This window comes from Winogradskyella helgolandensis (assembly GCF_013404085.1).
In the GTDB taxonomy this organism is placed as follows: domain Bacteria; phylum Bacteroidota; class Bacteroidia; order Flavobacteriales; family Flavobacteriaceae; genus Winogradskyella; species Winogradskyella helgolandensis.
Genome location: NZ_JABFHO010000001.1, coordinates 3,998,817 through 4,019,876, shown reverse-complemented (window position 1 = coordinate 4,019,876; position 21,060 = coordinate 3,998,817). Strand labels below are relative to the sequence as shown.

14 protein-coding genes are annotated in these 21,060 nt (G+C 33.0%); 4 read left to right on the top strand and 10 right to left on the bottom strand.

From position 1 onward, the window contains the following. Nucleotides 1-38: 38 nt before the first annotated feature. From HM992_RS17075 to HM992_RS17030, 10 genes are all read right to left on the bottom strand, one after another. Nucleotides 39-1,445 (bottom strand): tetratricopeptide repeat protein, encoded by a 1,407-nt coding sequence (locus HM992_RS17075; RefSeq protein WP_178983896.1) that lies wholly within the window; start codon nt 1,443-1,445, stop codon nt 39-41. Nucleotides 1,446-1,606: 161 nt separating this feature from the next. Further along, a complete protein-coding gene (locus HM992_RS17070) occupies nt 1,607-2,782 on the bottom strand; it encodes an aspartate aminotransferase family protein (RefSeq protein WP_179320583.1) in 1,176 nt (391 codons plus the stop codon). Further along, complete coding sequence (locus tag HM992_RS17065; protein ID WP_179320581.1) at nt 2,783-4,600, bottom strand: OstA-like protein; 1,818 nt, start codon at nt 4,598-4,600, stop codon at nt 2,783-2,785. Between the two features lie 191 nt (nt 4,601-4,791). Beyond that, complete coding sequence (locus HM992_RS17060; protein ID WP_178983899.1) at nt 4,792-6,072, bottom strand: adenylosuccinate synthase; 1,281 nt, start codon at nt 6,070-6,072, stop codon at nt 4,792-4,794. Nucleotides 6,073-6,084: 12 nt separating this feature from the next. Then, the gene (locus HM992_RS17055; RefSeq protein ID WP_178983900.1) at nt 6,085-6,537 is read right to left on the bottom strand and encodes a Fur family transcriptional regulator; all 453 of its coding nucleotides are present in this window, start codon (nt 6,535-6,537) and stop codon (nt 6,085-6,087) included. Between the two features lie 102 nt (nt 6,538-6,639). Then, on the bottom strand, nt 6,640-8,847 hold the full coding sequence (locus HM992_RS17050; RefSeq protein WP_178983901.1) for a RelA/SpoT family protein: 2,208 nt from the start codon (nt 8,845-8,847) through the stop codon (nt 6,640-6,642). A 131-nt stretch (nt 8,848-8,978) separates the two neighbouring features. Next, entirely contained in the window at nt 8,979-9,953 is a 975-nt protein-coding gene (locus HM992_RS17045; protein WP_179320579.1) for a thioredoxin family protein, read from the bottom strand. A gap of 131 nt (nt 9,954-10,084) precedes the next feature. Continuing rightward, on the bottom strand, nt 10,085-10,804 hold the full coding sequence (locus tag HM992_RS17040) for a 3-ketoacyl-ACP reductase (protein ID WP_179320577.1): 720 nt from the start codon (nt 10,802-10,804) through the stop codon (nt 10,085-10,087). A 70-nt stretch (nt 10,805-10,874) separates the two neighbouring features. Next, on the bottom strand, nt 10,875-12,107 hold the full coding sequence (locus HM992_RS17035) for a M48 family metallopeptidase (protein WP_179320575.1): 1,233 nt from the start codon (nt 12,105-12,107) through the stop codon (nt 10,875-10,877). Nucleotides 12,108-12,246: 139 nt separating this feature from the next. Beyond that, nucleotides 12,247-13,044, bottom strand: coding sequence for a TrmH family RNA methyltransferase (locus tag HM992_RS17030; protein WP_179320573.1), 798 nt, complete (start codon nt 13,042-13,044; stop codon nt 12,247-12,249). A 368-nt stretch (nt 13,045-13,412) separates the two neighbouring features. Between HM992_RS17030 and HM992_RS17025 the strand changes: the two genes are divergently transcribed. The 4 genes from HM992_RS17025 to HM992_RS19940 all read left to right on the top strand — a co-directional run bounded on the left by HM992_RS17025 (nt 13,413) and on the right by HM992_RS19940 (nt 20,979). After that, nucleotides 13,413-14,162, top strand: a complete 750-nt coding sequence (locus tag HM992_RS17025) for a hypothetical protein (RefSeq protein WP_178983906.1) — start codon at nt 13,413-13,415, stop codon at nt 14,160-14,162. Between the two features lie 301 nt (nt 14,163-14,463). Continuing rightward, entirely contained in the window at nt 14,464-16,836 is a 2,373-nt protein-coding gene (locus tag HM992_RS17020) for a T9SS type A sorting domain-containing protein (RefSeq protein ID WP_179320571.1), read from the top strand. A gap of 109 nt (nt 16,837-16,945) precedes the next feature. Continuing rightward, entirely contained in the window at nt 16,946-17,980 is a 1,035-nt protein-coding gene (locus HM992_RS17015) for a fibronectin type III domain-containing protein (RefSeq protein WP_179320569.1), read from the top strand. Next, complete coding sequence (locus tag HM992_RS19940) at nt 17,980-20,979, top strand: T9SS type A sorting domain-containing protein (RefSeq protein ID WP_179320567.1); 3,000 nt, start codon at nt 17,980-17,982, stop codon at nt 20,977-20,979. Before HM992_RS17015 ends, HM992_RS19940 begins: the two co-directional genes overlap by 1 nt. The last annotated feature ends 81 nt before the right edge of the window (nt 20,980-21,060 follow it).

Here is a 21,060-nt window from a genome sequence, read left to right as displayed (position 1 = left end):
TTATAAAAAAAATATGAAATGCTAAGGTATGATTTTTTTTAGTTTGACGCCTTTTTAGCTTCTGTAATTATGGCTTTAATCAGAGGCTTATCTGTGAGTTGTGGAAATAATTCAGAAATAATAAAGTTGTAATCAATATTAAGTCGGGTTGCGTTTTTAAGATGAAAACGGCCTTCTTCAGATTGATGAAGGGTGAAATAGAGACCAGCTAACCGGTATTCTACTTCTGCATTTTCCGGGTAAAATTCTGAAGCTTGCAGCAAATTATAGATGCCAGCGTCGTATTCTCCTAAAGTTATTAAAACGTCCGATCTGCTTAACCATGTATCTAATTCGTAATTCCCTAGATCTAAAGCACGTTTGTAACCACGTTCAGCTTCTTCAAGTAAATTTAATCGTTTATTTACAGTGGCATATAATTTCCAATAACTAACATTTTCACCGTCAATAATAACGGCTTTATTAATGTAGTAAAGTGCTTTTTGGTAGTTAAGACGCTTCGTGTAAAATTTGGTTATTGCAACCCACCCTTTATCAAGTAAAGGATCTTCGTCTATTGTTTTTTTGAAAAACTGAATGGCTAATTCATCTTGACCGAGTTTATCATAGCATTGACCAATTCGCAAAAGGGCAAAGGAGGTTGGGTCCTCTAATGCTAAGGTGATTTTATAGTTGTCAATGGCTTCGTCGTATTGTTTTAATTTTTCTAAAACTTTACCTTTTTCAATGTAAGCACCAACAAACGTGTCATCTGAAATAATCGCGAAATCGAATGCTGTATTTGCTTTTACGTAATCTTTAATAGTATAATACTGTCTTCCTAATTGATGCCAAGCAACTTCACAATACGGATTCGTGTTTAAAAACGTATTCAAATAGTCTATAGCTTCTGAATTCTGATTTAGAAAATCATAACAATACACAATATTATGAAGTGCAGAATAATCTGAAGTGTCACTTTCTAGGCATTTTTGAAAATATTCTATAGCATTTTCAAACTGATCTAAAAACAAATACTCCATGCCAACTAAGGCATATAAATCAGCATCATCTTCTGGTGTGTGTGAAAGTTCTATTGCAATAAGTAACGTATCTATAGCTTGTTGATGTTTATCTTGTTTAGATAATACATTTGCTTTTTGGATATAAATTTCTTCATTGGTAGGTTCAATATCATGAAGTCTATCTAATAAATCGTCTGCTTCTTTAAACTTGTTTTCAATCACTAATATTTCAACTTGAAATAATCTTAGATTAATAGATGTAGGGTGTTGTTCTAAACCTAATTTAATGGCGCGTTTAGATAACGCAATCTTACCATTTTCTAAATAGTGGTGAATGATATTTTCGAACTCGTTAGAATCAAAGAACAATATATTATTGGTCTTTAACATCGATTCAAATCGAGTAAGAGGGAAGTTTTCGTCGTCTTGACTGTATTGCATAAAAAGTTCAATGGTTCGCTGAAATAAAATTACAGTTATCCTATCCGTTACATAGGTTTTTAAACTAATGTTCTTAACAAATTAATTAACATTCAAATTATTATTTATGTTATGGTATTTAAAAGATTGAATTACAGCATGTTGGGTGTGGTTAAACAAAATTAAATTTTGTCTAGTATTGAAGTTATAACACGACATCCTGCTATTATTTCATCATGAGAAATGGTTAAAGGAGGCGTAATTCGGATGGCTTTGGGTTCAAAAAGTAACCAGAATAAGATTAAGCCTTGGTCTTGAGCTGTTAAAATTACGTGGTTTGTAAGCTCTGCATTGTCGGTAAATGCGGCTAACATTAAACCACGACCTCTAATTTCTTTGATGTGTTTGTGCTGAAGATGTTGTCTAATTAATTGCTCTTTTTCTAAAGCTTCAGACATGAGATTAGTCTCTGTAATTTCTTTTAAAGTCGCTAAAGCTGCGGCTGCAATTACTGGATTGCCACCAAAAGTGGTAATATGGCCAAGTTTAGGATTGTCGCTTAAGCAATCCATCATGGGTTTAGACGCCGTAAATGCACCAATAGGTAAACCGCCTCCTAAACCTTTGCCTGTAACAACAATATCTGGTTGGCAGTTATAGTTTTCGAACCCAAATAATTTTCCAGTTCTACCAATTCCAGGTTGGATTTCATCGAGAATAAAAACGGCACCAACGTCATTACAACGCTTCTGTACTTTAGTTAAGTAGTTGTTGGTAGGTTCGATAAAGCCTGCTCCTCCTTGAATAGTCTCAAGAATAACTGCTGCAGTATTATTGGTGATTTTTTCTAAGTCTGTTACCGAATTAAATTCAATATGTTTTATATCAGGAATTAATGGCAGAAACGGTTGTTTGCGTTCTTCATAATCCATTAGACTTAATGAGCCCATCGTGTTACCATGATAAGCATTTTTCGCAGCAATAATTTCGGATCGACCTGTAAAGCGTCTTGCTAGCTTTAAGCTACCTTCTATAGCTTCTGTTCCTGAATTTACGAGGTATGTGGATTCTAAAGGCTCAGGTAAATGCTTTGCTATTAACTTTGTTAATTCTAATGCGGGTTTTTGGATGTATTCTCCATAAACCATTACATGAAGGTATTTATCTAACTGTTCTTTTGCTGCTGAAACAACCTTAGGGTGTGAATGCCCCAAACTACAAGCAGAAACTCCTGCTACAAAATCGAGATAAGCTTTGCCTTTCGAATCATAAATATAGCATCCTTTTGCGTGACTAATTTCCATCGCTAAAGGATGTGGCGTCGTCTGAGCTTGGTATTTTAGAAACTCGTTTTTCAATTATTGACCTTCGTTTTTGATGACTTGTTTTAAAGGATTTGCCTTTGTAGAGTCTGCCTTTTTGGTTAAAGATTCTAATGGTTTTACTTCTGTCTTTTTAGGAAGGTTTCGTGCTGCTTTATTCTCTTTTTCTGGAGTTGCTTTTCCGGCTTCTTCTATGCGTTCCGTAACACTATCGTCAATAAACTCTTCTGGAGGAACATAATCGAGTAATCCTTTAATTATTGGTAAATCTAAAGGCGGGTCATCTTTAAATAAATCTTCAACTGAGAGTGGTTGCTCATCTCCACGCCAATCGAAGTCTCTCAATTTTCTGCCACTTTTTGGAAAGTCGGACTCTGGAAAAATATTACCGTCAATTTGATTTATAAAACGTACTTCGTCTATAGCTTGTTCTATAATTTGAACATTGATACTACCCGATTTTGACTTTTGAATACCTATTAATTCGCCTTCGTCATTTCTTAAATAGCGAATGGTTTCAGCATTTTTAATGATATCTACAGTATTAAGTTCATTATCTTTAAATAATCCAATTAAACGAAGTCCTTTGATTTGGTTGAAGGCATCGTTACTTATAGTATCCTTATTTATTAAAAATGCATTTTCAAACACTTTTAAGGAATCTAATTGCTCTGTTTTGGGATTTGAAATTAAATGGATCGTATCACCTGTCATTTGGTTTCCAATATTCCAAAGTATAGGTTTTCGTTTGGTAGCAAAAACATCAGTAGAACTAAACCTATCTAGGTTAATTAATTGTGTTAACCCTTCTTTATGATTCACATGTATGGAATCTGCTTTACCTGCCATATTACTTTTATACAATCTGGCATTGTAGAATGCGCGCGTAATACGATTTTCGGGTTTGCCAGTTACCATTAAGGTATCTGCATGGATGTAAATTGAATCATTATCTTGAACGGTAATCGCTAAAGCGCGTTTAGTGATGTACATGGAGTCTTTTGCGCGCCAAACTTCGGCATAATGACCTTTTACAATACTTTTATTAAGTGTATCGGTCACTGTAATATTATTTGTTGCTGAAGCAAAGCTTTTATCGCGATCAAAATATAAACTATCTCCTTCTATAGTGCGATTGTCATAGTCGATTTTAGCATTCCGTTGAAAATGTCCTATATTATTATTGGTGTCGTAAAATCCACGTTCTGAATAAATTTTACTCGCTTCTCCAACGATTGTCGAAGGGCCAAAAAGATAAGCGAATCCATTTTCTGTAAAGAAATCGAGACGTTCTGTGTTTAAAGTATATTTCGGATTAACAAGAACTACATCTTTTACAAATTGGTATTTACTAGAATTCATGTAATACCTTCCAATTTGACTTGTAATAGTTCCCGATGTATCTCTTACAACCGTGCCTTTAGTGTTGTAATAAGCTTGCTGCTTTAGTCTATCAAAATAAAGGGTATCGGTTTTAAGAACGGATTGCGGTTCTGTTAAAACAACGTTACCTCTGGCAATGGCCAATTGAGATTTTCCGCTATACTCTAAATATTTAGCAACCATATTGATAGAGTCGCCTTGTTTCATTACGACGTTGCTAAAGGCTTCTATAAAGTCTTGGTCTTCATAATAAATGGCCTTATCGCAAAAAAGATCTGCTCCTTTATGAATAAAATGGACTTGTTGAGACTTATCTCTAAGAAATACTAAGGCACCATCTTTAATATCAGGAGAGGTTGATGTACTCCCAGAATATTTTACCGTTATTTTTTGCTTTTCTTGCCCAAAGCTAAAAAAGACAGACAGGAGGCAAATGAGAAATAGAAGCTGTTTAAATCGTTTCAAAGACATATATTTTTTACAAAATAACACTTATTAGATTTGCTTTAGTGTGTGTTAACGTTTTTTTTAACAGAACGGCATAGCTTACCAAGTATAATAGTAGATAAAAATATTGGTTTTTTTGTGAAATAGTTTAAAGCTAAGACTATAAATCTTTACTCTAAATTTCACAAAAAAACCAATACGTTATTTAAGTCTAATTATACCGTCTTACGGATAATTGTTTGTTTACGATCTGGACCTACAGATACAATTGTAATAGGAATATTTAGTTCTTTTTCTAAGAATTCAACATAACCATTAAGGTTCTCTGGAAGTTGTGATGCTTCCGTCATTCCTGTTAAATCTGCTGCCCAACCTTTTACTTCTGTGTAAATAGGAGTAACATTTTCTTCTTCTATATTATATGGTAAATGCGTAATCGTTTCACCTTTATAGTTGTAAGCTGTACATACTTTTAAGGTTTTAAATCCTGAAAGGACATCACCTTTCATCATAATTAATTGTGTAACACCATTAACTTGACAAGCATAACGTAAGGCTACTAAATCTAACCAGCCACAACGTCTAGATCTACCTGTTGTTGCTCCAAATTCCATACCAACACGTCCCATGGTTTCTCCATCTTCGTCAAATAATTCTGTAGGGAAAGGACCAGAACCAACACGAGTTGTATAGGCTTTAAAAATTCCAAACACTTCACCAATTTGGTTTGGTGCAACGCCTAATCCTGTACATGCACCTGCCGCTGTTGTGTTAGAAGAAGTAACGAAAGGATACGTTCCGAAATCAATATCCAATAAAGACCCTTGAGCACCTTCAGCTAGAATGGATTTTCCAGATTGTTGAGCTTGGTGAATAAATTCTTCAGAGTCAATAAATTTTAATGATTTTAAAGTTTCGATAGCTTCAAAGAAATCAGCTTCTAATTCTTTTAAATCATATTGAATATCGACGTTGTAAAATTCAATCATTGCTTCGTGCTTATCTGCTAAAGCTCTGTATTTGTCTTTAAAATCAGCTAATTCAATATCACCAACACGTATACCGTTTCTACCTGTTTTGTCCATGTAAGTTGGACCAATACCTTTTAGAGTAGAACCAATTTTTGCTTTTCCTTTTGAAGCTTCACTTGCAGCATCCAATAAACGGTGTGTAGGTAAAATAATATGAGCTTTACGTGAAATACAAAGCGATTTTTTATAATCTACATTTTGCTCTTCTAACTTATCTAGCTCTTTTTTGAAAATAACAGGATCGATAACAACACCATTTCCGACAAGATTCACTTTGTCCTCGTGAAAAATACCTGATGGAATGGTATGTAAAACATGTTTTTTACCGTTAAACACTAAAGTATGACCTGCATTTGGGCCACCTTGAAAGCGTGCAATAATATCGTATTTAGAGGTAAATACATCGACAATTTTTCCTTTGCCTTCATCTCCCCATTGTAATCCAAGTAGTAAATCTACTGCCATTTTAAAATTGAGTTAGTCGTCTTTTTTACGATTACCGTAAAAATATAATGAATGATTAGTTATCTGTATATCAAAAACCTCTTCAATGGTTTTTTTGATGGATTGAATGCGTGGGTCACAAAATTCTATGACCTCTCCTGTATCTGTAAGAATTACATGATCGTGATTTTTATCAAAATACGATTTTTCATAATGTGCCTGACTTTGACCAAACTGATGTTTGCGGACCAAGGCGCATTCTAATAGTAATTCAATGGTGTTATAAAGCGTTGCTCTACTTACACGATAGTTTTTGTTTTTCATTTTGATATATAAGGATTCAATATCAAAATGTTCTTTGTTATCGTAAATTTCTTGAAGTATAGCGTAGCGCTCAGGTGTTTTTCTATGACCTTTATCTTCAAGGAATTGTGTAAATACACGTTTTACAATTTCCTGATTACTTTCTTCTGTGGTTACATTCATAATTAAGGAGCAAATTTACACAAATTTTATAGGATATGGATTATAAAAAAGACGATTAAAAGCGAAAGAAATGAACAAGTTTCGAATAATAGTTAATAACCTTTATGCTCGTGATACTTTGTCAATTCCATTAATTTTTTTAAGCTTATCAATGAGCTTTTTAAGCATTGCTTGATTTTTAACCTGAACTGTTATCTTACCAGTGAATATACCGTCGTCACTAGAGAAACTTATACTCTTCATGTTTACATGCATATTGCCCGAAATGAGTTTTGTGATATCGTTTACAAGTCCCAAATTGTCAATACCAGATAAGAGTATCTGCGATGTATATACTTGTTGTGAGGAATCTATCCATTTGGCTTGCATAATTCTATATGCGTAGTTAGATTGTAAACTCACTGCGTTAGGGCAATTTGTTTTGTGGACTTTTAGACCATCGTTAATAGTTAGAAAACCAAAAACTTTATCACCTGGAATAGGGTTACAACAATTAGCTAAGGTATAGTTGAGTTTTTCTTCTTCTTTACCAAAAACCAGCATGTCATATTTAGAAGTGATTTCTTCTTTATGAATATCTTTTGAAACGGATGGTTTGTAAATCTTATTTTTAAAGTAACTCATAAAAGCATTACTACGCGATGACGCAAATGCTTTTAATTTGGTGTTGTCTATACTACCAATTCCAACACGATAGAATAAATCTAAAGAGGTATTAAGTTTAAAATAACTCACCAATTCATTAATAGAACTTTCATTCAGTGTAACTTTAAGCTGCTTTAACTTTCGTCTTAAAATCTCTTTTCCTTCTTCTGCTATGAGTTTAGTGTCTTCGTTTAATGCAGATTTAATTTTACTACGCGCTCTTGCGGTTGTAGCATAATCTAGCCAGTTAACATTAGGTTTCGCATTATCCGATGTCATAATTTCTACACGGTCACCACTTTGTAATACATGACTTAAAGGCATCAACTTACCATTGACTTTAGCTCCACGTGTTTTTAGTCCAATTTCGGTATGAATGCTAAATGCAAAGTCGAGTGGCGTAGCTCCTTTAGGAAGCGATTTTAAATCACCTTTTGGCGAAAAGACAAAAATCTCTTTAGAATATAAATTTAATTTGAATTGCTCAACAAAATCAACTGCATCGGCTTCATTATTTTCTAAAGCTTCTTGTAAGCGGTTAATCCATAAATCGAGATTGTCTTCTTTGACATCGGCGTTTTTGTATTTATAATGTGCAGCATAACCTTTTTCTGCAATCTCATTCATCCGGTCACTTCTAATCTGAACTTCTACCCAACGACTTTTTGGGCCAACTACAGTAATGTGAAGCGCTTCATATCCTGTAGATTTTGGAGAAGAAATCCAATCTCTTAGTCGAATAGGATTAGGTGTAAAATGATCTGTTACTATAGAATATATTTTCCAGGCTAAGAATTTCTCGTTAGCAATATCCGATTTATAGACAATACGAACGGCAAATTTATCATAGACTTCATCAAAAGAAACCCCTTGTTTCACCATTTTTCTACGAATGCTAAAAATAGATTTTGGTCGACCTTTGATTTCGTAGTTTAATCCTTCTTTATTAAGTGAGTCTTCAATCACTTTAGAAAAAGCTTTAATATAAGCATCTTGATCTTCCTTACTGTCTTGTATTTTACCTAGAATATCATTGTAAACTTCTGGTTCAGTATATTTTAAGCCTAGGTCTTCGAGTTCTGTTTTAATGTTGTAAAGTCCAATTCTATGTGCTAATGGAGCATAAATGTATAAGGTTTCGGAAGCGATTTTAACTTGCTTGTCCGACCGCATGGAATCCATAGTTTGCATATTGTGCAAACGGTCTGCAATCTTAATAATAATTACTCTAACGTCATCATTTAGAGTGAGTAGCATTTTTCTGAAGTTCTCTGCCTGTAAAGACACATCCATGTCTTTTTTTAACGAAGAGATTTTGGTGAGTCCATCTACAATTCTAGCAACTGTTTCTCCAAACAATTGCTCCATGTCGTCAATCGTGTAATCCGGATTGTCTTCAACGACATCATGGAGTAAAGCTGCAGCAATTGATGTGGCATCCATACCAATTTCTTGAGCTACAATTTTGGCCACAGCAATAGGGTGAAAAATATAAGCTTCACCAGATTTACGTCGTTGATCTTTGTGGGCATCAACAGCGACTTCAAAGGCGTGTCGAATTAATTTTTTATCGTCTGTCGTTAAAGTCTGGTAACTTACTTTTAGTAATTCTTTGTAAGCTTTGGCAATGGCTTTATTTTCTTTTTCTATAGCTTCATCAGTCATAGAACTAAAGTAGTGAATTGGTTTTTAATGAGCAATAGTTTTTTATAGGTAAATTTAGGAAATCAATTATATTTATTAAAATGGTTCATTAGTTAATCTTGGTAATTACTAATCATAAGCTTACTTATTATTTAATTTGCAGAATTTAGAAAATTTTTAAATATTTCTTTGTCATTTGTATAGCTCATTTTAGCTATTATGATTCCGTGCTCGTCAATTAACACGAAGTATGGCTGACTATTAGAACTGAATTTTGTTCTTTGTAAATTAGAGTGTTTTTGACCAATACTTTTAATTGTTTTCCCATTGTGATCTAATAGTGTCCATTCATCTTCTGGTAAAATCGATTGATCATCCACGTATAAGTTCACAAAATGAAAATCATTTTTAAGTCTTTCTTGAATAGATACATCTAAAAATGTATTCTGTTCCATTTTTCTACAATTAACACATGCGTAACCTGTAAAATAGAGCAGAAGAGGTTTCTGTAACTTTATAGATTCTTTTAATATCTCTTCGTAATTAACATTTCCTGCGTTTTTGAATAAGCTTTTAAGTTCTGTTTTCGGAATATTTTTGTTTGGAATTTCCTTATCTCTAAATGTAGTAAATACGTCTTTGTAGGTCTTGTTTGGGTTAGAATGTTCTTTAAGATACTTGTAAAATGCATTTATAAAATCTTCTGAGACTTGAAGCTTTTGTAAGAGTAATTTATCATCTTCCCAGTTTGAAATATCTGCTGGTCGCTTTTCTAAAGTCAATGAAGTCGTTATAAAAGGTTTATTATTCTTATAGTCTTCCGAATCTTTTATAAGTATTAATTTATCATATAAAGTTTGATATGTAAGTATTGAATCTGTTTTCTTCTCTGATGCTAATTGGACTATTAATGTTCCTATAATAGGACTGTTAGATAAAAATTCTACATCAGTATCGTCGAAACCACAATTTTTGAATAAAGAAAAACTCTCAAATAATTTAATTAAATTATCAGAGCTTGGATCGAGGTTTAACTCCATTTTTAATATATCCTCACAGTTCGCTTTGGGTTGTGTAACTCCTGGTAGAAAATTAAACAGTAAAAGTAAAACTAGAATTTTTTTCAATCTTCTGAGTATTAGAATAACTACAATGTTATATGTTTTTTTTAATAATTACAACTACTTTAAGTTTATAAAACAACAAAACCCACAATTAATGCAGGTTTTGTATAACTTATTTTAATTTGAAACTAAAATTACGGATTAGTAGACCATAAAGAGGCATTTGCCATCATAGCTCTACGTGGTAATTTTAAACCAGATACAATTAATTCGGCAAAATCTTCGGGTTGTAAAACACTGTCTTCAGAGTCTTTATTTGCAATACCTAATTCTATTGACATGTCTGATGCAATGGTACTTGGTGTTAGTGTGCAAACTCTAATATTATTTTTTCGAACTTCTTTCATTAAGGATTGCGACATGCCAATTACTGCAAATTTTGAAGCTGAATAGGCAGATGTTGTAGCGTTACCATTTAAACCAGCAGTAGAAGATACGTTAATAATATCACCTTCATTTTGATCTATTAAATAAGGAAGAACCTCTTTAGTAACATAATACATACCCATAACATTGGTCTGTATAATTTGGCTCCATTGACTTACAGGCATATCATTTAAGCTACCAAAAGCTGCAATACCAGCATTGTTTACTAAGATGTCTATAGAACCTAAAGTGTCAATTAAAGATTTAATGTTTTTCTGAACCTCTTCATAGTTGCTCACATCAAAAGACGCATAAATAGCATTGACACCAAATTCTTTTAATTCGGCAACAGTTGCTTTTAAAGCCTCGTCATTTCTTCCTGTAATAGCGACATCAATGCCTTCTTTTGCAAATGCGATTGCGGTTGCTTTTCCAAGGCCTCTGCTTCCTCCAGTTATTATTGCTTTTCTATTTTTTAACTCTGTCATGATTTTTTGTTTTTTTTGGTTACTCAAAGTTATAAAAAATGAAAGGGTATTATGTTATTGTTTTGTGAATTTAGGATTTTAAATTTTTAACACGTTCTAAAAGCGTAGGGTGTGAATAATGCATAAAGACATAAGCCTTATGAGGTGTTAAATTACTTAAGCTATTTTTAGATAGTTTTTTTAATGATGTTATTAAAGGTTCTGCTCTATAAGTGTTCTTAGCGTAATCATCAGCTTGATATTCAAAAACACGAGACACATAATTCATGATTAATCCTGTAATTTCTGAAATAGGCGAGTAGAGTAAACTAAATGCAATGAGTCCAACATGGAAACTTGGTTTTTCAACTCCAATGGCTTGTGATAAAAGCGGATTTGAAATAAAAATCGATAAAATAAAAAGTGTTAACCCGGTGAGTAGGATAGAGGTTACTAAATTAAAAATGATATGCTTTTTTTTATAATGCCCAACTTCGTGTGCTAAAACCGCAACAATTTCTTCATCGTCTAAATCGTTGACCAAGGTGTCATAAAGTGTGACACGTTTTTCGCTTCCAAAACCTGAGAAATAGGCATTAGCTTTAGTGCTTCGTTTTGAACCATCGATGATAAATATTTTTTCGAGATTAAAACCTACGGATTCTGCATAGGCTGAAATTTTAGTTCTTAATTCACCATCTTCTAAAGGAGTTTGTTTATTGAATAGTGGCACAATAAGTTTAGAATAAAACATATTCATAAACACTGTGAAGATGGTAACAATTCCCCAAGCATATAACCAAAATTGATTTCCGGTAACTTGATAAAACCAAACGATAAGTGCAATAATGCCACCTCCAAGAAAAACCGTGATAAGTAAGCCTTTCAATTTGTCTAGTATGAATGTCTTTCGGGTGGTTTTATTAAAACCGAATTTTTCTTCAATGACAAAAGTTTTATAATAACCAAATGGTGTGGTTATAATATCGCTAGCAATCATAATAACACCGAAGAAAATTAAAGCGATGATAATTGGGTTTTCAGAATAACTTCTAGCGATGTTATCAACATATTCAAAACCATCCAAAAGCAGAAAACCTAACGTTAGCGCGAAAGAAAATACGGATGTTTTTAGTCCAAATTTATAATTAACAGCTTTATAGGCTTGTGATTTTTTGTATTCCTGAGCATCATACACGTCGTTTAATTCTTCAGGAATTGGGTCATTATAATGTTTGACATTTATAGCATCGAGTACTTTATCAACTATAAAGTTGATGATAATGATGGCTAGGATAATATAGAATAGGGTTTGTGCTGTCATTTTAATAGTTTATGTGTGTTTTCGTCACTTCGAGTGAAATTTCCTTTTTGATATTTTGTATCGAGAAGCTTCGTAGTAACAATAGTTCTCGATACAATTTTCTCAGACTTCGAAAATCACTCCAACTGAAGTTTTTTATTTATTTAAAATCACGCTGTCGTTTCGCTTCAAAAATAAGAATTCCTGCAGCAACAGAAACATTCATAGAATCAATAACTCCTTGCATAGGAATGCTGATATTTTTAGTAGCAGCTGCTCTCCATTCTTCAGTTAATCCCGTCGCTTCAGTGCCAACAACTATAGCTGTAGGTAACGTATAATCTTGTGAATAGTAAGGTTCGGATTCTTGTAAAATGGCAGAATAAATATTGAAATTGTATTTCTTCAAAAAAGCAATAGCGTCCTCCGAGCTTGCCATAGCAATTTCAGTAGTAAACACACAACCAACGCTAGAACGAATGATGTTAGGGTTGTATAAATCAGATTTTGGATTCGCAATAATTACAGCATCTACATTTGCGGCATCTGCCGTACGTAATAATGCTCCAATATTTCCTGGTTTCTCAGGGGCTTCTGCCACCAAAATTAGTGGGTTTTTAGATGTGAGTTTTAAATCTTCGAGTGTGTGTTTTTTTGAATTTACAACAGCAATGACACCTTCAGTGGTATCTCGATGTGCTAATTTTTGAAATACGTCTTTTGAAATTTCAATGCATTCAATTTCATATTGCGATAAGGCATTAGCTTCGCTTTCCGAAAATAATTCAGGATAAAATAATAAGGTATCTATTTTATAACCGCCTTTAATAGCTAATGATAATTCACGTTTTCCTTCAATTAAAAATTGTCCAGACTTTTTACGTTGTCTCGATTTTTCTTTGAGCAGCACAAGTTGTTTTACAAACGGATTTTGAACGCTGGAGATGGATTTACTCATTACAATATTATTTAATCTAAATTTGAGAGATACAAATTTAACCTATTATAAAATAAAAACTATGTTACCGTTTTCAATTCTTAATATTTGAGCAACAACATTTGTTAAGGTAGCTAATCTACAAAGTGACTTAATGGTTTGGGATACTAAAAAATGATAATTTTAATGTTCGATTTTAAATCTATATGATGTGGAGTTAATTTTACAAAGTTGAAATTCTAAATGAGTGTTTTATCCTAAATAAAAGAACAATAATTGCTGTTTGATGTGATCATTTAAACTTCATTGCATTAAGAATTGAACCGATAGCGACTACGCTTCAACATAAATATAATTAATATTGTAGTGAGCACAAATAAATGTTGATAATGGTTAAAGATTATAGTTTATTTATATTAATGTTGGTAACCCTATTTTCTTATGGTCAGGGTATTACATTTCAAAAAAATACAAGTTCTGCAGCCAGAAAATTTAAATTAGTACAAAAACTGAATAAAAGTGGTGATAGTTTAATACTAGCTACAGAACATGAAAAGATAAAGGAAGTCGACATATTAAATACAGATTACTTTGAGACTATTGAGGTGCATAATACAAATGCAAAGATTAATTTAAAACATCTAACTATTGGTAATTACGTTGTACAAGCCAGAATTGGTAGACATTGGATTGTAATGTACTTAGAAAAAAGAGATTTGAAAGCAAATGGCCTTAAAACTGTGAGCCTTAATATTGAAAGTGATCCTATTAGAATTGTTCCTAAGAATACTATTGATTCCTTGGCATTCTCTAAAAGAAAATCTAATCAACTTTATTTAAAGACTAAAGAAATGTATTGGGTGGTTTATGAGAGTAAAACACAATTTGCGTCGCATAGGACCATGAGTTTAAAATATGCTGATGAAATTTATAATTTAATAAATCAAATAGAATTAGAAATTAATTCTAAAGTAGGGATAAACAATACTTTAAAGGTTTATGAAGTTTTTAATAAACCAAAATTTATGCGTAAACAACTTAGGAATAAGGACTATTATAAAAGAAAACGTTCTGAACACTTTAATGTTGAACCTTTATACAATTCTGATGAAAAAAAAGAAGACATTAAAGAGTTTTGAAAATTAACGGTTATTACGGATAGACTATGCTATTTCAGTGGTATATCGACTCACTTATTGCCCTTTGCTTTCCTAAAGCAAAACAAGTAAAAACAAAATTGTTTCAGCTCATTATTCCTTTTTATGACAAATGATCATTTGCATTTTTCTTCAATTAAAAATGGTCTAGACGCTCTACGCTGTCATATTTTTTCTCTTAGCTAAATAAACAGTTTTATTAATAGATTTTGAACGCTAGAGATGGATTTACTCATTACAATATTATTTAATCTATATTTGAGAGATACAAATTTAACCTATTATGAAACAAAAACTACTTTACCTATTTCTATTCTTAACAATCAACACAATTTCATTTGCTCAGGTGGCTTATCAGCCAGACCCTTTACAGGTTTGTGATGATGACAATGATGGTTTTGCTTTATTCGATTTAACTTATGCAGATGCCCAAGTTTTTGGAGCCCAAAGTGCAATAGATTTTACAATAACATATCACGAAACGCAGAGTGATGCTTCCAACGGCACTAATGCGATAAACGGTTCCTACATAAATATAATTAGTTGGTTTCAGACGCTATATGTACGATTAGAAGCTAATGCTACGGGAAATTTTGCTACTACTGAACTCACCTTAGTAGTGATTAATACGTCAGAATTTACAGCGGAGATAATAAGTAACGACGTTTTTTTTAGCGATACAGATTCTGATCCTGAAACACCAGTGGAAGCAAACTTGTGTGGATTTGGTTCCGTCACAATAGAAACCAACTCGCCATTAGCAGATGGGTTTATTTGGTATAGGAATGGTTTTGAAATGTTTGGAGAAACGTCTTCTTCGCTTGTAGTTACACAATCTGATGTTTATCAAGTTGCAGCATTTTATAATCAATGTGGATCTGTAGCGTTTTCTCAACTTGTAGTTCTAAATTTGTATGAAGAAGCAACTGTAATAGACCCACAAACTATTATGGCTTGTGATAATTCATCTACAGATGGTACGGCAGACTTTAATTTAGATGACTTATCAGCTTCATTTGGTCTAGGAGACGGGTTCGTAATAAGTTATTACACGAGTACTGCAGACGCCAACCAAGCGATTAACTCAGTAGTGAATTCTTATAACTCTGCCGGCGAAACTTTAATTATTAGAGTAGAAGATATTGATGCAGCGGCTGATGGTTTTTTAGGTTGCAGATCTTTATCAACAGTAAATCTTGTGGTTAATCCTATACCGGTAGCTGTATTTCCAACTGCACTTTCATTATGTGATGATTCTACGAATGATGAAATTGCTGTATTCGATTTAACTGTAAAAGATGCTGAGATTACCAATGGTAATACAGATTGGTCCGTAACTTATTATGAAACCAATGCAGATGCACAAGCACAGACTAATGTTATTACAAATCCAACAGCATATACCAATAGTTCTATAAATGGATATGGAGCTAATCCACAAACTTTATTTGTTGTAGTGACTGATATTAATACAGGTTGTGTTGATTACACCACATTAACCATACGTGTTTTACCAAATCCTTTTGGTGCTATGGGAACTCCAAGTGATATTATGCTTTGCGATGATGATAATGATGGAATTACCGATTTTGATCTAACACTAAACGAGGGTGAAATAAATCCGTCAGGAGAGTCCTTTACGCTATCTTATTTTATAAATGAAGCTGATGCCTTGGGTAATTTTGCTCCATTAGATCCAACTAATTTTACAAACGTAAGTAATCCACAAACTATTTATGTTAGAGTTGAAGGATCAAGTGGCTGCTTTGCGCTTACTAATTTTGATATTTATGTAAATACGTTGCCAGAAATATATATGGAAAGTAATTATAGCTTTTGCACAGGCGGCACTTTGGTATTGGAAACAGGATTGTCTGGTTTTGATAATTATTTTGAATGGGATTTTAATGGGAATACTATACAAGGCGCAAACCTACCTTCACTTACGGTAACAGAACCTGGTGAATATGCAGTTATGTTATATTCTTCAGATTTTGGGTGTTCTAGCATTACTCATATAATTGTAGAGGAATTCAGTTGTACAGATACTGATGAAGATGGTGTTATTGATAGCGATGAAGATTTGAATGATAACGGTGATTTAGAAGATGATGATACTGATGATGATGGGATTCCGAATTATTTAGACAGTGATGATGATGGCGATAACGTTGCAACTATAGATGAAATTAATATTGTTTTAGGACGATCTAATAACACAATACACCAATTTGTAGATACAGATAATGACGAGATAGAAAATTATTTAGATGACGACGATGATGGTGATGGCATTTTAACGATAGACGAAGATTATAATGATAACGGAGATCCAACAGACGATGATACCAATGACAATACTATTCCAGATTATCTTGAAAGTTCAGTAGCTTTAAGTTTAAATGAATTTAATGTCACTCGCTTTAACATGTTCCCAAATCCAGCAAAAGAAAACGTCACCATTCAATTGGCATCATCTAATTTTGAAACTGGAAACGTCAATATCTTCAATATTCAAGGAAAAGCAATTTTGAAACCTATTAATTTTGAAGGAAACTCTTCGGTTTTAGATATTTCAAGTTTAGAAAGCGGCTTGTATTTTGTAGAGTTAACTATAGGAAACACATCAATCGTTCAGAAGTTAATTGTGAATTAAGTTGAAAACAAGTTTTTAACTAAAGCTTCAGGTATATTCTGAAGCTTTTTTGTATTAGCAATAGAAATTGATATTTTCTTATATCTTTAGGCAACCCAAATAACTAAACATGAGACAAAAACTACTTTTATTTTTTATTACACTATTTCTTACGATGATTGCTTCAGCGCAATGTGATATCGTTACCCCAAATTATTATGAAGACTTTTCTGTAATACCTAATGAATGTTGGGAAGAAGCAGATAGTGGAGATGCTGAATCTGGACCTATGGATATAGGATCGGGATCTTGGTTGGCAGAAGGATTTTTAAATAATGGGCTTAGTGGTGCTTACCGAATCAACCTATACTTAGCTAATAAAAGTGATTGGCTTTTTTCTCCCGAGTTTGATTTGTCAGGTGGTCCTTTTCAAGTAGATTTTGATTTTGGCATCATGGCATGGGATAGTAGTACCACTGCAGGTACGTTGGGATCTGATGATACGGTTCAATTGTTATTAACCAATGATGGTGGTACAACATGGATACCGCTATTAACTTATGATGAAAACTCGGAGGTATCTGTTGAAGGTGAACATCCTATTATTGATTTAACGGCCTATAGTGGCGAAACTGTTCAATTTGGAATATTAGCTTCAGAAGGCGAAGTCGATGATATTGAAGATGTAGAAGTATTTGTCGATAATTTTAGAGTGAGGAATTTAATTACTTGTTTCGAACCCATAGCGCTTAATGCTAATAATTTAAACTTTACTTCGGCAGATATTAGCTGGGAAGAACAAGGAACAGCAACTTCTTGGAATATAGAATATGGTGTTGCAGGTTTTACACTAGGAACAGGAACCATGATTAATGGAGTTACAGAAACAATGTATAGTGTAACAGACTTAACTAATAACACAGCATATGATTATTATGTTCAATCGGTATGTGGCGAAGAATATTCTAATTTTGCAGGACCATTTACATTTACAACAACACTTCAAACTAATTTTGATATTGATTGTGTTGGGGATGGTTCACTTACTCAAGACTACTGTTACGGTGATGGTGGGGCAACAGATCCAATCATACTTACTTACACAAGTGCAGATGGTACGCCACTTAATTTAACCTTTAATTCGAAACTGCATGGGATGAGTTAGTGGTATTAGATTCTAATGGTGTACCATTTCCAGGTTATGCCGCAGAAGATGAAAATTACGGAAACGGAGGTGATATCGGCGGACTTACCTTTCAATCTACAGGAGATTCCATTTCATTTTATATTAATTCGGATGCTTCTTGGAGTTGCCAAAGTAGTAATTCTAGTGTGTCACAAGGTATTAATTATACGGTTTCTTGTGCTACATGTATTAATCCAGGAGTGACATTTGAAGTGGTTAATGATTGTGAGAATGGGGATCAATTTTTAATCGATGTAGATGTGACGAGTTTGGGTGATGCCACTTCACTAACAATTTCAAATAATAATAATGAAGAAACAACGTCTGTAACATCAACAGGAGTGTATCAAATAGGTCCTTTTCCTTTTTTAGTTGATGTAATTGTTACCGTGGACAATGACCAAGATGAAACTTGTAGTGTCAATAGCTCAATCATTCAAGTTTTAGGTTGCCCTCCTTCTAATGACGAATGTGATGCGGCGATTGTTGTACCTGTTAATAGTGGAATATCTTGTGATGTTTTAACTTCTGGTACTATAAATTTAGCTTCAGATTCTGGTTTGCCAAATAATAGTTGTGAGGGAATACCAAATGACGATGTTTGGTTTTCTTTTGAAGCTACAAGCGAAGAGCACGCCATCTCAATTGTTAATTTGGCAAATGGAACGTTAAGTATAGACCATACTTTGTATGAAGGTACATGTGGTGCTTTAACAGAAATATATTGTTCTCAAGGTTATTCAAGTATTGTTTCTAATTTAACTATTGGTGAAACCTATTTTATTAGAGTTTATTCACAAGATGATATTGCAGAGACCACAACTTTTGATTTATGCATTAGAGAAACACCATCAGAATTTATGTGCGAAAATACAAGTATGTTTTGTGCAATAGATGGTGTGTTGACAATTGATAACACAACGGGTGTTGAAAGCTTTGGAAGTATTGGCTGTTTGTATAATGCACCAAACCCAACATGGAGTGCTGTTCAAATAGGTAGTTCTGGTTTAATAAACATGCAAATTGAACAAAGAAATGTTAATGATGTTCTATTAGATGCTGATTATGTAGTTTGGGGACCATTTGATTCTTTGGGTATGGCATGTGAAACTATTGTTTTTTCCGAATGCTCTAATTGCCCTAGTGATTCAGAAAACCCTGATTTTTATCCTTTTGGTAATATTGTAAATTGTAGTTTTTCAGCTAGTTCCATAGAAAATTTTACTATAGATAATGCGCAAGCAGGTGAGTTTTATATCCTTTTAGTGACAAATTATAGTGGAGATCCTGGTACTATTTCAATAACACAAACTAATATAAATGAAGAAGGCGCAGGTGGTCTTACTGCCGATTTTGACATCGCTTTAGGACCAGATATTAATGTTTGTAATGATGAAGCAGAGGATGTAATATTAAATGCTACTTCACCTTTCGCAGATAATTATGAGTGGTTTTATAATGGCGAATTATTATTCTCGGGAATAGATGTTAGCTCAATAGAGGTTAATTTGTCTGGTGTATACAAAGTTATAGCTTATAATGATAACTGTGAAACACTAGCAGAAGATGAAATTGTAGTTTCGTTTTTAGATTGTGATAATACAGGGATTATTGAAGTCAGCGCATTTTATGATGATAATGAAAATATGGTTTTTGATACAACTGAATCCAATTTTACCAATGGATATTTTACCTATGAGTTAAATAATGACGGCATTATAAATACAGTTACTTCCTCTTCTGGAAGCTTTACAATAGCAAGTTTAGATGAAACAAATAGTTATGATATCAATTACTATTTCTATAGTGAACACGAAGATTGCTTTGATGTTTCGATACTTAGTTTTGAAGATGTAAGTGTGCTATTAGGTGAGATTATCACAGTTGAATTCCCTATCGTTAATGACCAGTCTTGTGAGGATGTCTCAGTCCATCTTATTAACCAAGAAACACCAAGACCAGGATTCAGTCACACTAACTATTTAATACTTGAAAATCTAGGTATATCTGCAACTTCAGGAACTGTAGAATATCTTTTAGATGAAGATTTAACAATTAATAGTATAAGTACAGGTAGCAATTATTTAACCACAACAAACGCAAATGGTTTTAGTCTCGATTTTGTTAATTTATTACCTCAACAAACGATAATTGTGAATGTAAATTTACAAACAGCAACCTCTGCGAACCTTGGTGATTTAGTTACCACCACGGCAACGTATACAACGTCTTCGAATGATATAGTTTCAGAGAACAATGAATCTTCTGTTACCGAAGAAGTCATCGGTTCTTACGATCCTAACGATAAAATGGAATCCCATGGAAAAGATATTTTGTTTGATGATTTTGCAGCATCAGATGAATATTTGTATTACACCATTCGTTTTCAAAATGTGGGTACAGCAGAAGCTATCAATGTTAGAATTGAAGATGTTTTAGATACACAATTAGATGCTTCTACTTTTCAAATGTTACGTTCTAGCCATAATTACGTAGTTACTAGGACAGCTAATAATTTAGAATGGAATTTTCATAATATCAACTTACCAGCAGAACAAGATGACGCAGATGGTAGTAATGGTTTTGTGTATTTTAAAATAAAACCAAACGCAGGGTATGCTATTGGAGATGTAATTGAGAACTCAGCATCCATTTATTTCGATTTTAATGCACCTATTATCACCAATACGTTTCAAACTGAATTTGTAGAAACCTTATCTGTAAATGGTTTTGATAGTACTAGTTTTAGTCTCTTTCCTAATCCTGCAAAAGAAAACGTCACCATTCAATTGGCATCGTCTAATTTTAGAACAGGAAGCGTAAATATTTACAACATTCAAGGAAAAGCAATTTTGAAACCTGTTAATTTTGAAGGGAATTCTTCGATTTTAGATATTTCTAGTTTAGAAAGCGGCTTGTATTTTGTAGAATTAACTATAGGAAACACTTCAACCGTTCAAAAGCTAATTGTGAATTAAGTTGAAAACAAATTTTATAAATAAAGCTTCAGGTATATTCTGAGGCTTTTTTTATTATCAAAAGAAATTGATATTTTCTTA

Bases quoted from the DNA above. Each gene is read 5' to 3' on its own strand.
- HM992_RS17075 (WP_178983896.1), bottom strand. From the start codon at position 1,445: ATGCAATACAGTCAAGACGACGAAAACTTCCCTCTTACTCGATTTGAA.
- HM992_RS17065 (WP_179320581.1), bottom strand. From the start codon at position 4,600: ATGTCTTTGAAACGATTTAAACAGCTTCTATTTCTCATTTGCCTCCTG.
- HM992_RS17060 (WP_178983899.1), bottom strand. From the start codon at position 6,072: ATGGCAGTAGATTTACTACTTGGATTACAATGGGGAGATGAAGGCAAA.
- HM992_RS17055 (WP_178983900.1), bottom strand. From the start codon at position 6,537: ATGAATGTAACCACAGAAGAAAGTAATCAGGAAATTGTAAAACGTGTA.
- HM992_RS17050 (WP_178983901.1), bottom strand. From the start codon at position 8,847: ATGACTGATGAAGCTATAGAAAAAGAAAATAAAGCCATTGCCAAAGCT.
- HM992_RS17040 (WP_179320577.1), bottom strand. From the start codon at position 10,804: ATGACAGAGTTAAAAAATAGAAAAGCAATAATAACTGGAGGAAGCAGA.
- HM992_RS17035 (WP_179320575.1), bottom strand. From the start codon at position 12,107: ATGACAGCACAAACCCTATTCTATATTATCCTAGCCATCATTATCATC.
- HM992_RS17030 (WP_179320573.1), bottom strand. From the start codon at position 13,044: ATGAGTAAATCCATCTCCAGCGTTCAAAATCCGTTTGTAAAACAACTT.
- HM992_RS17025 (WP_178983906.1), top strand. From the start codon at position 13,413: ATGGTTAAAGATTATAGTTTATTTATATTAATGTTGGTAACCCTATTT.
- HM992_RS17020 (WP_179320571.1), top strand. From the start codon at position 14,464: ATGAAACAAAAACTACTTTACCTATTTCTATTCTTAACAATCAACACA.
- HM992_RS17015 (WP_179320569.1), top strand. From the start codon at position 16,946: ATGAGACAAAAACTACTTTTATTTTTTATTACACTATTTCTTACGATG.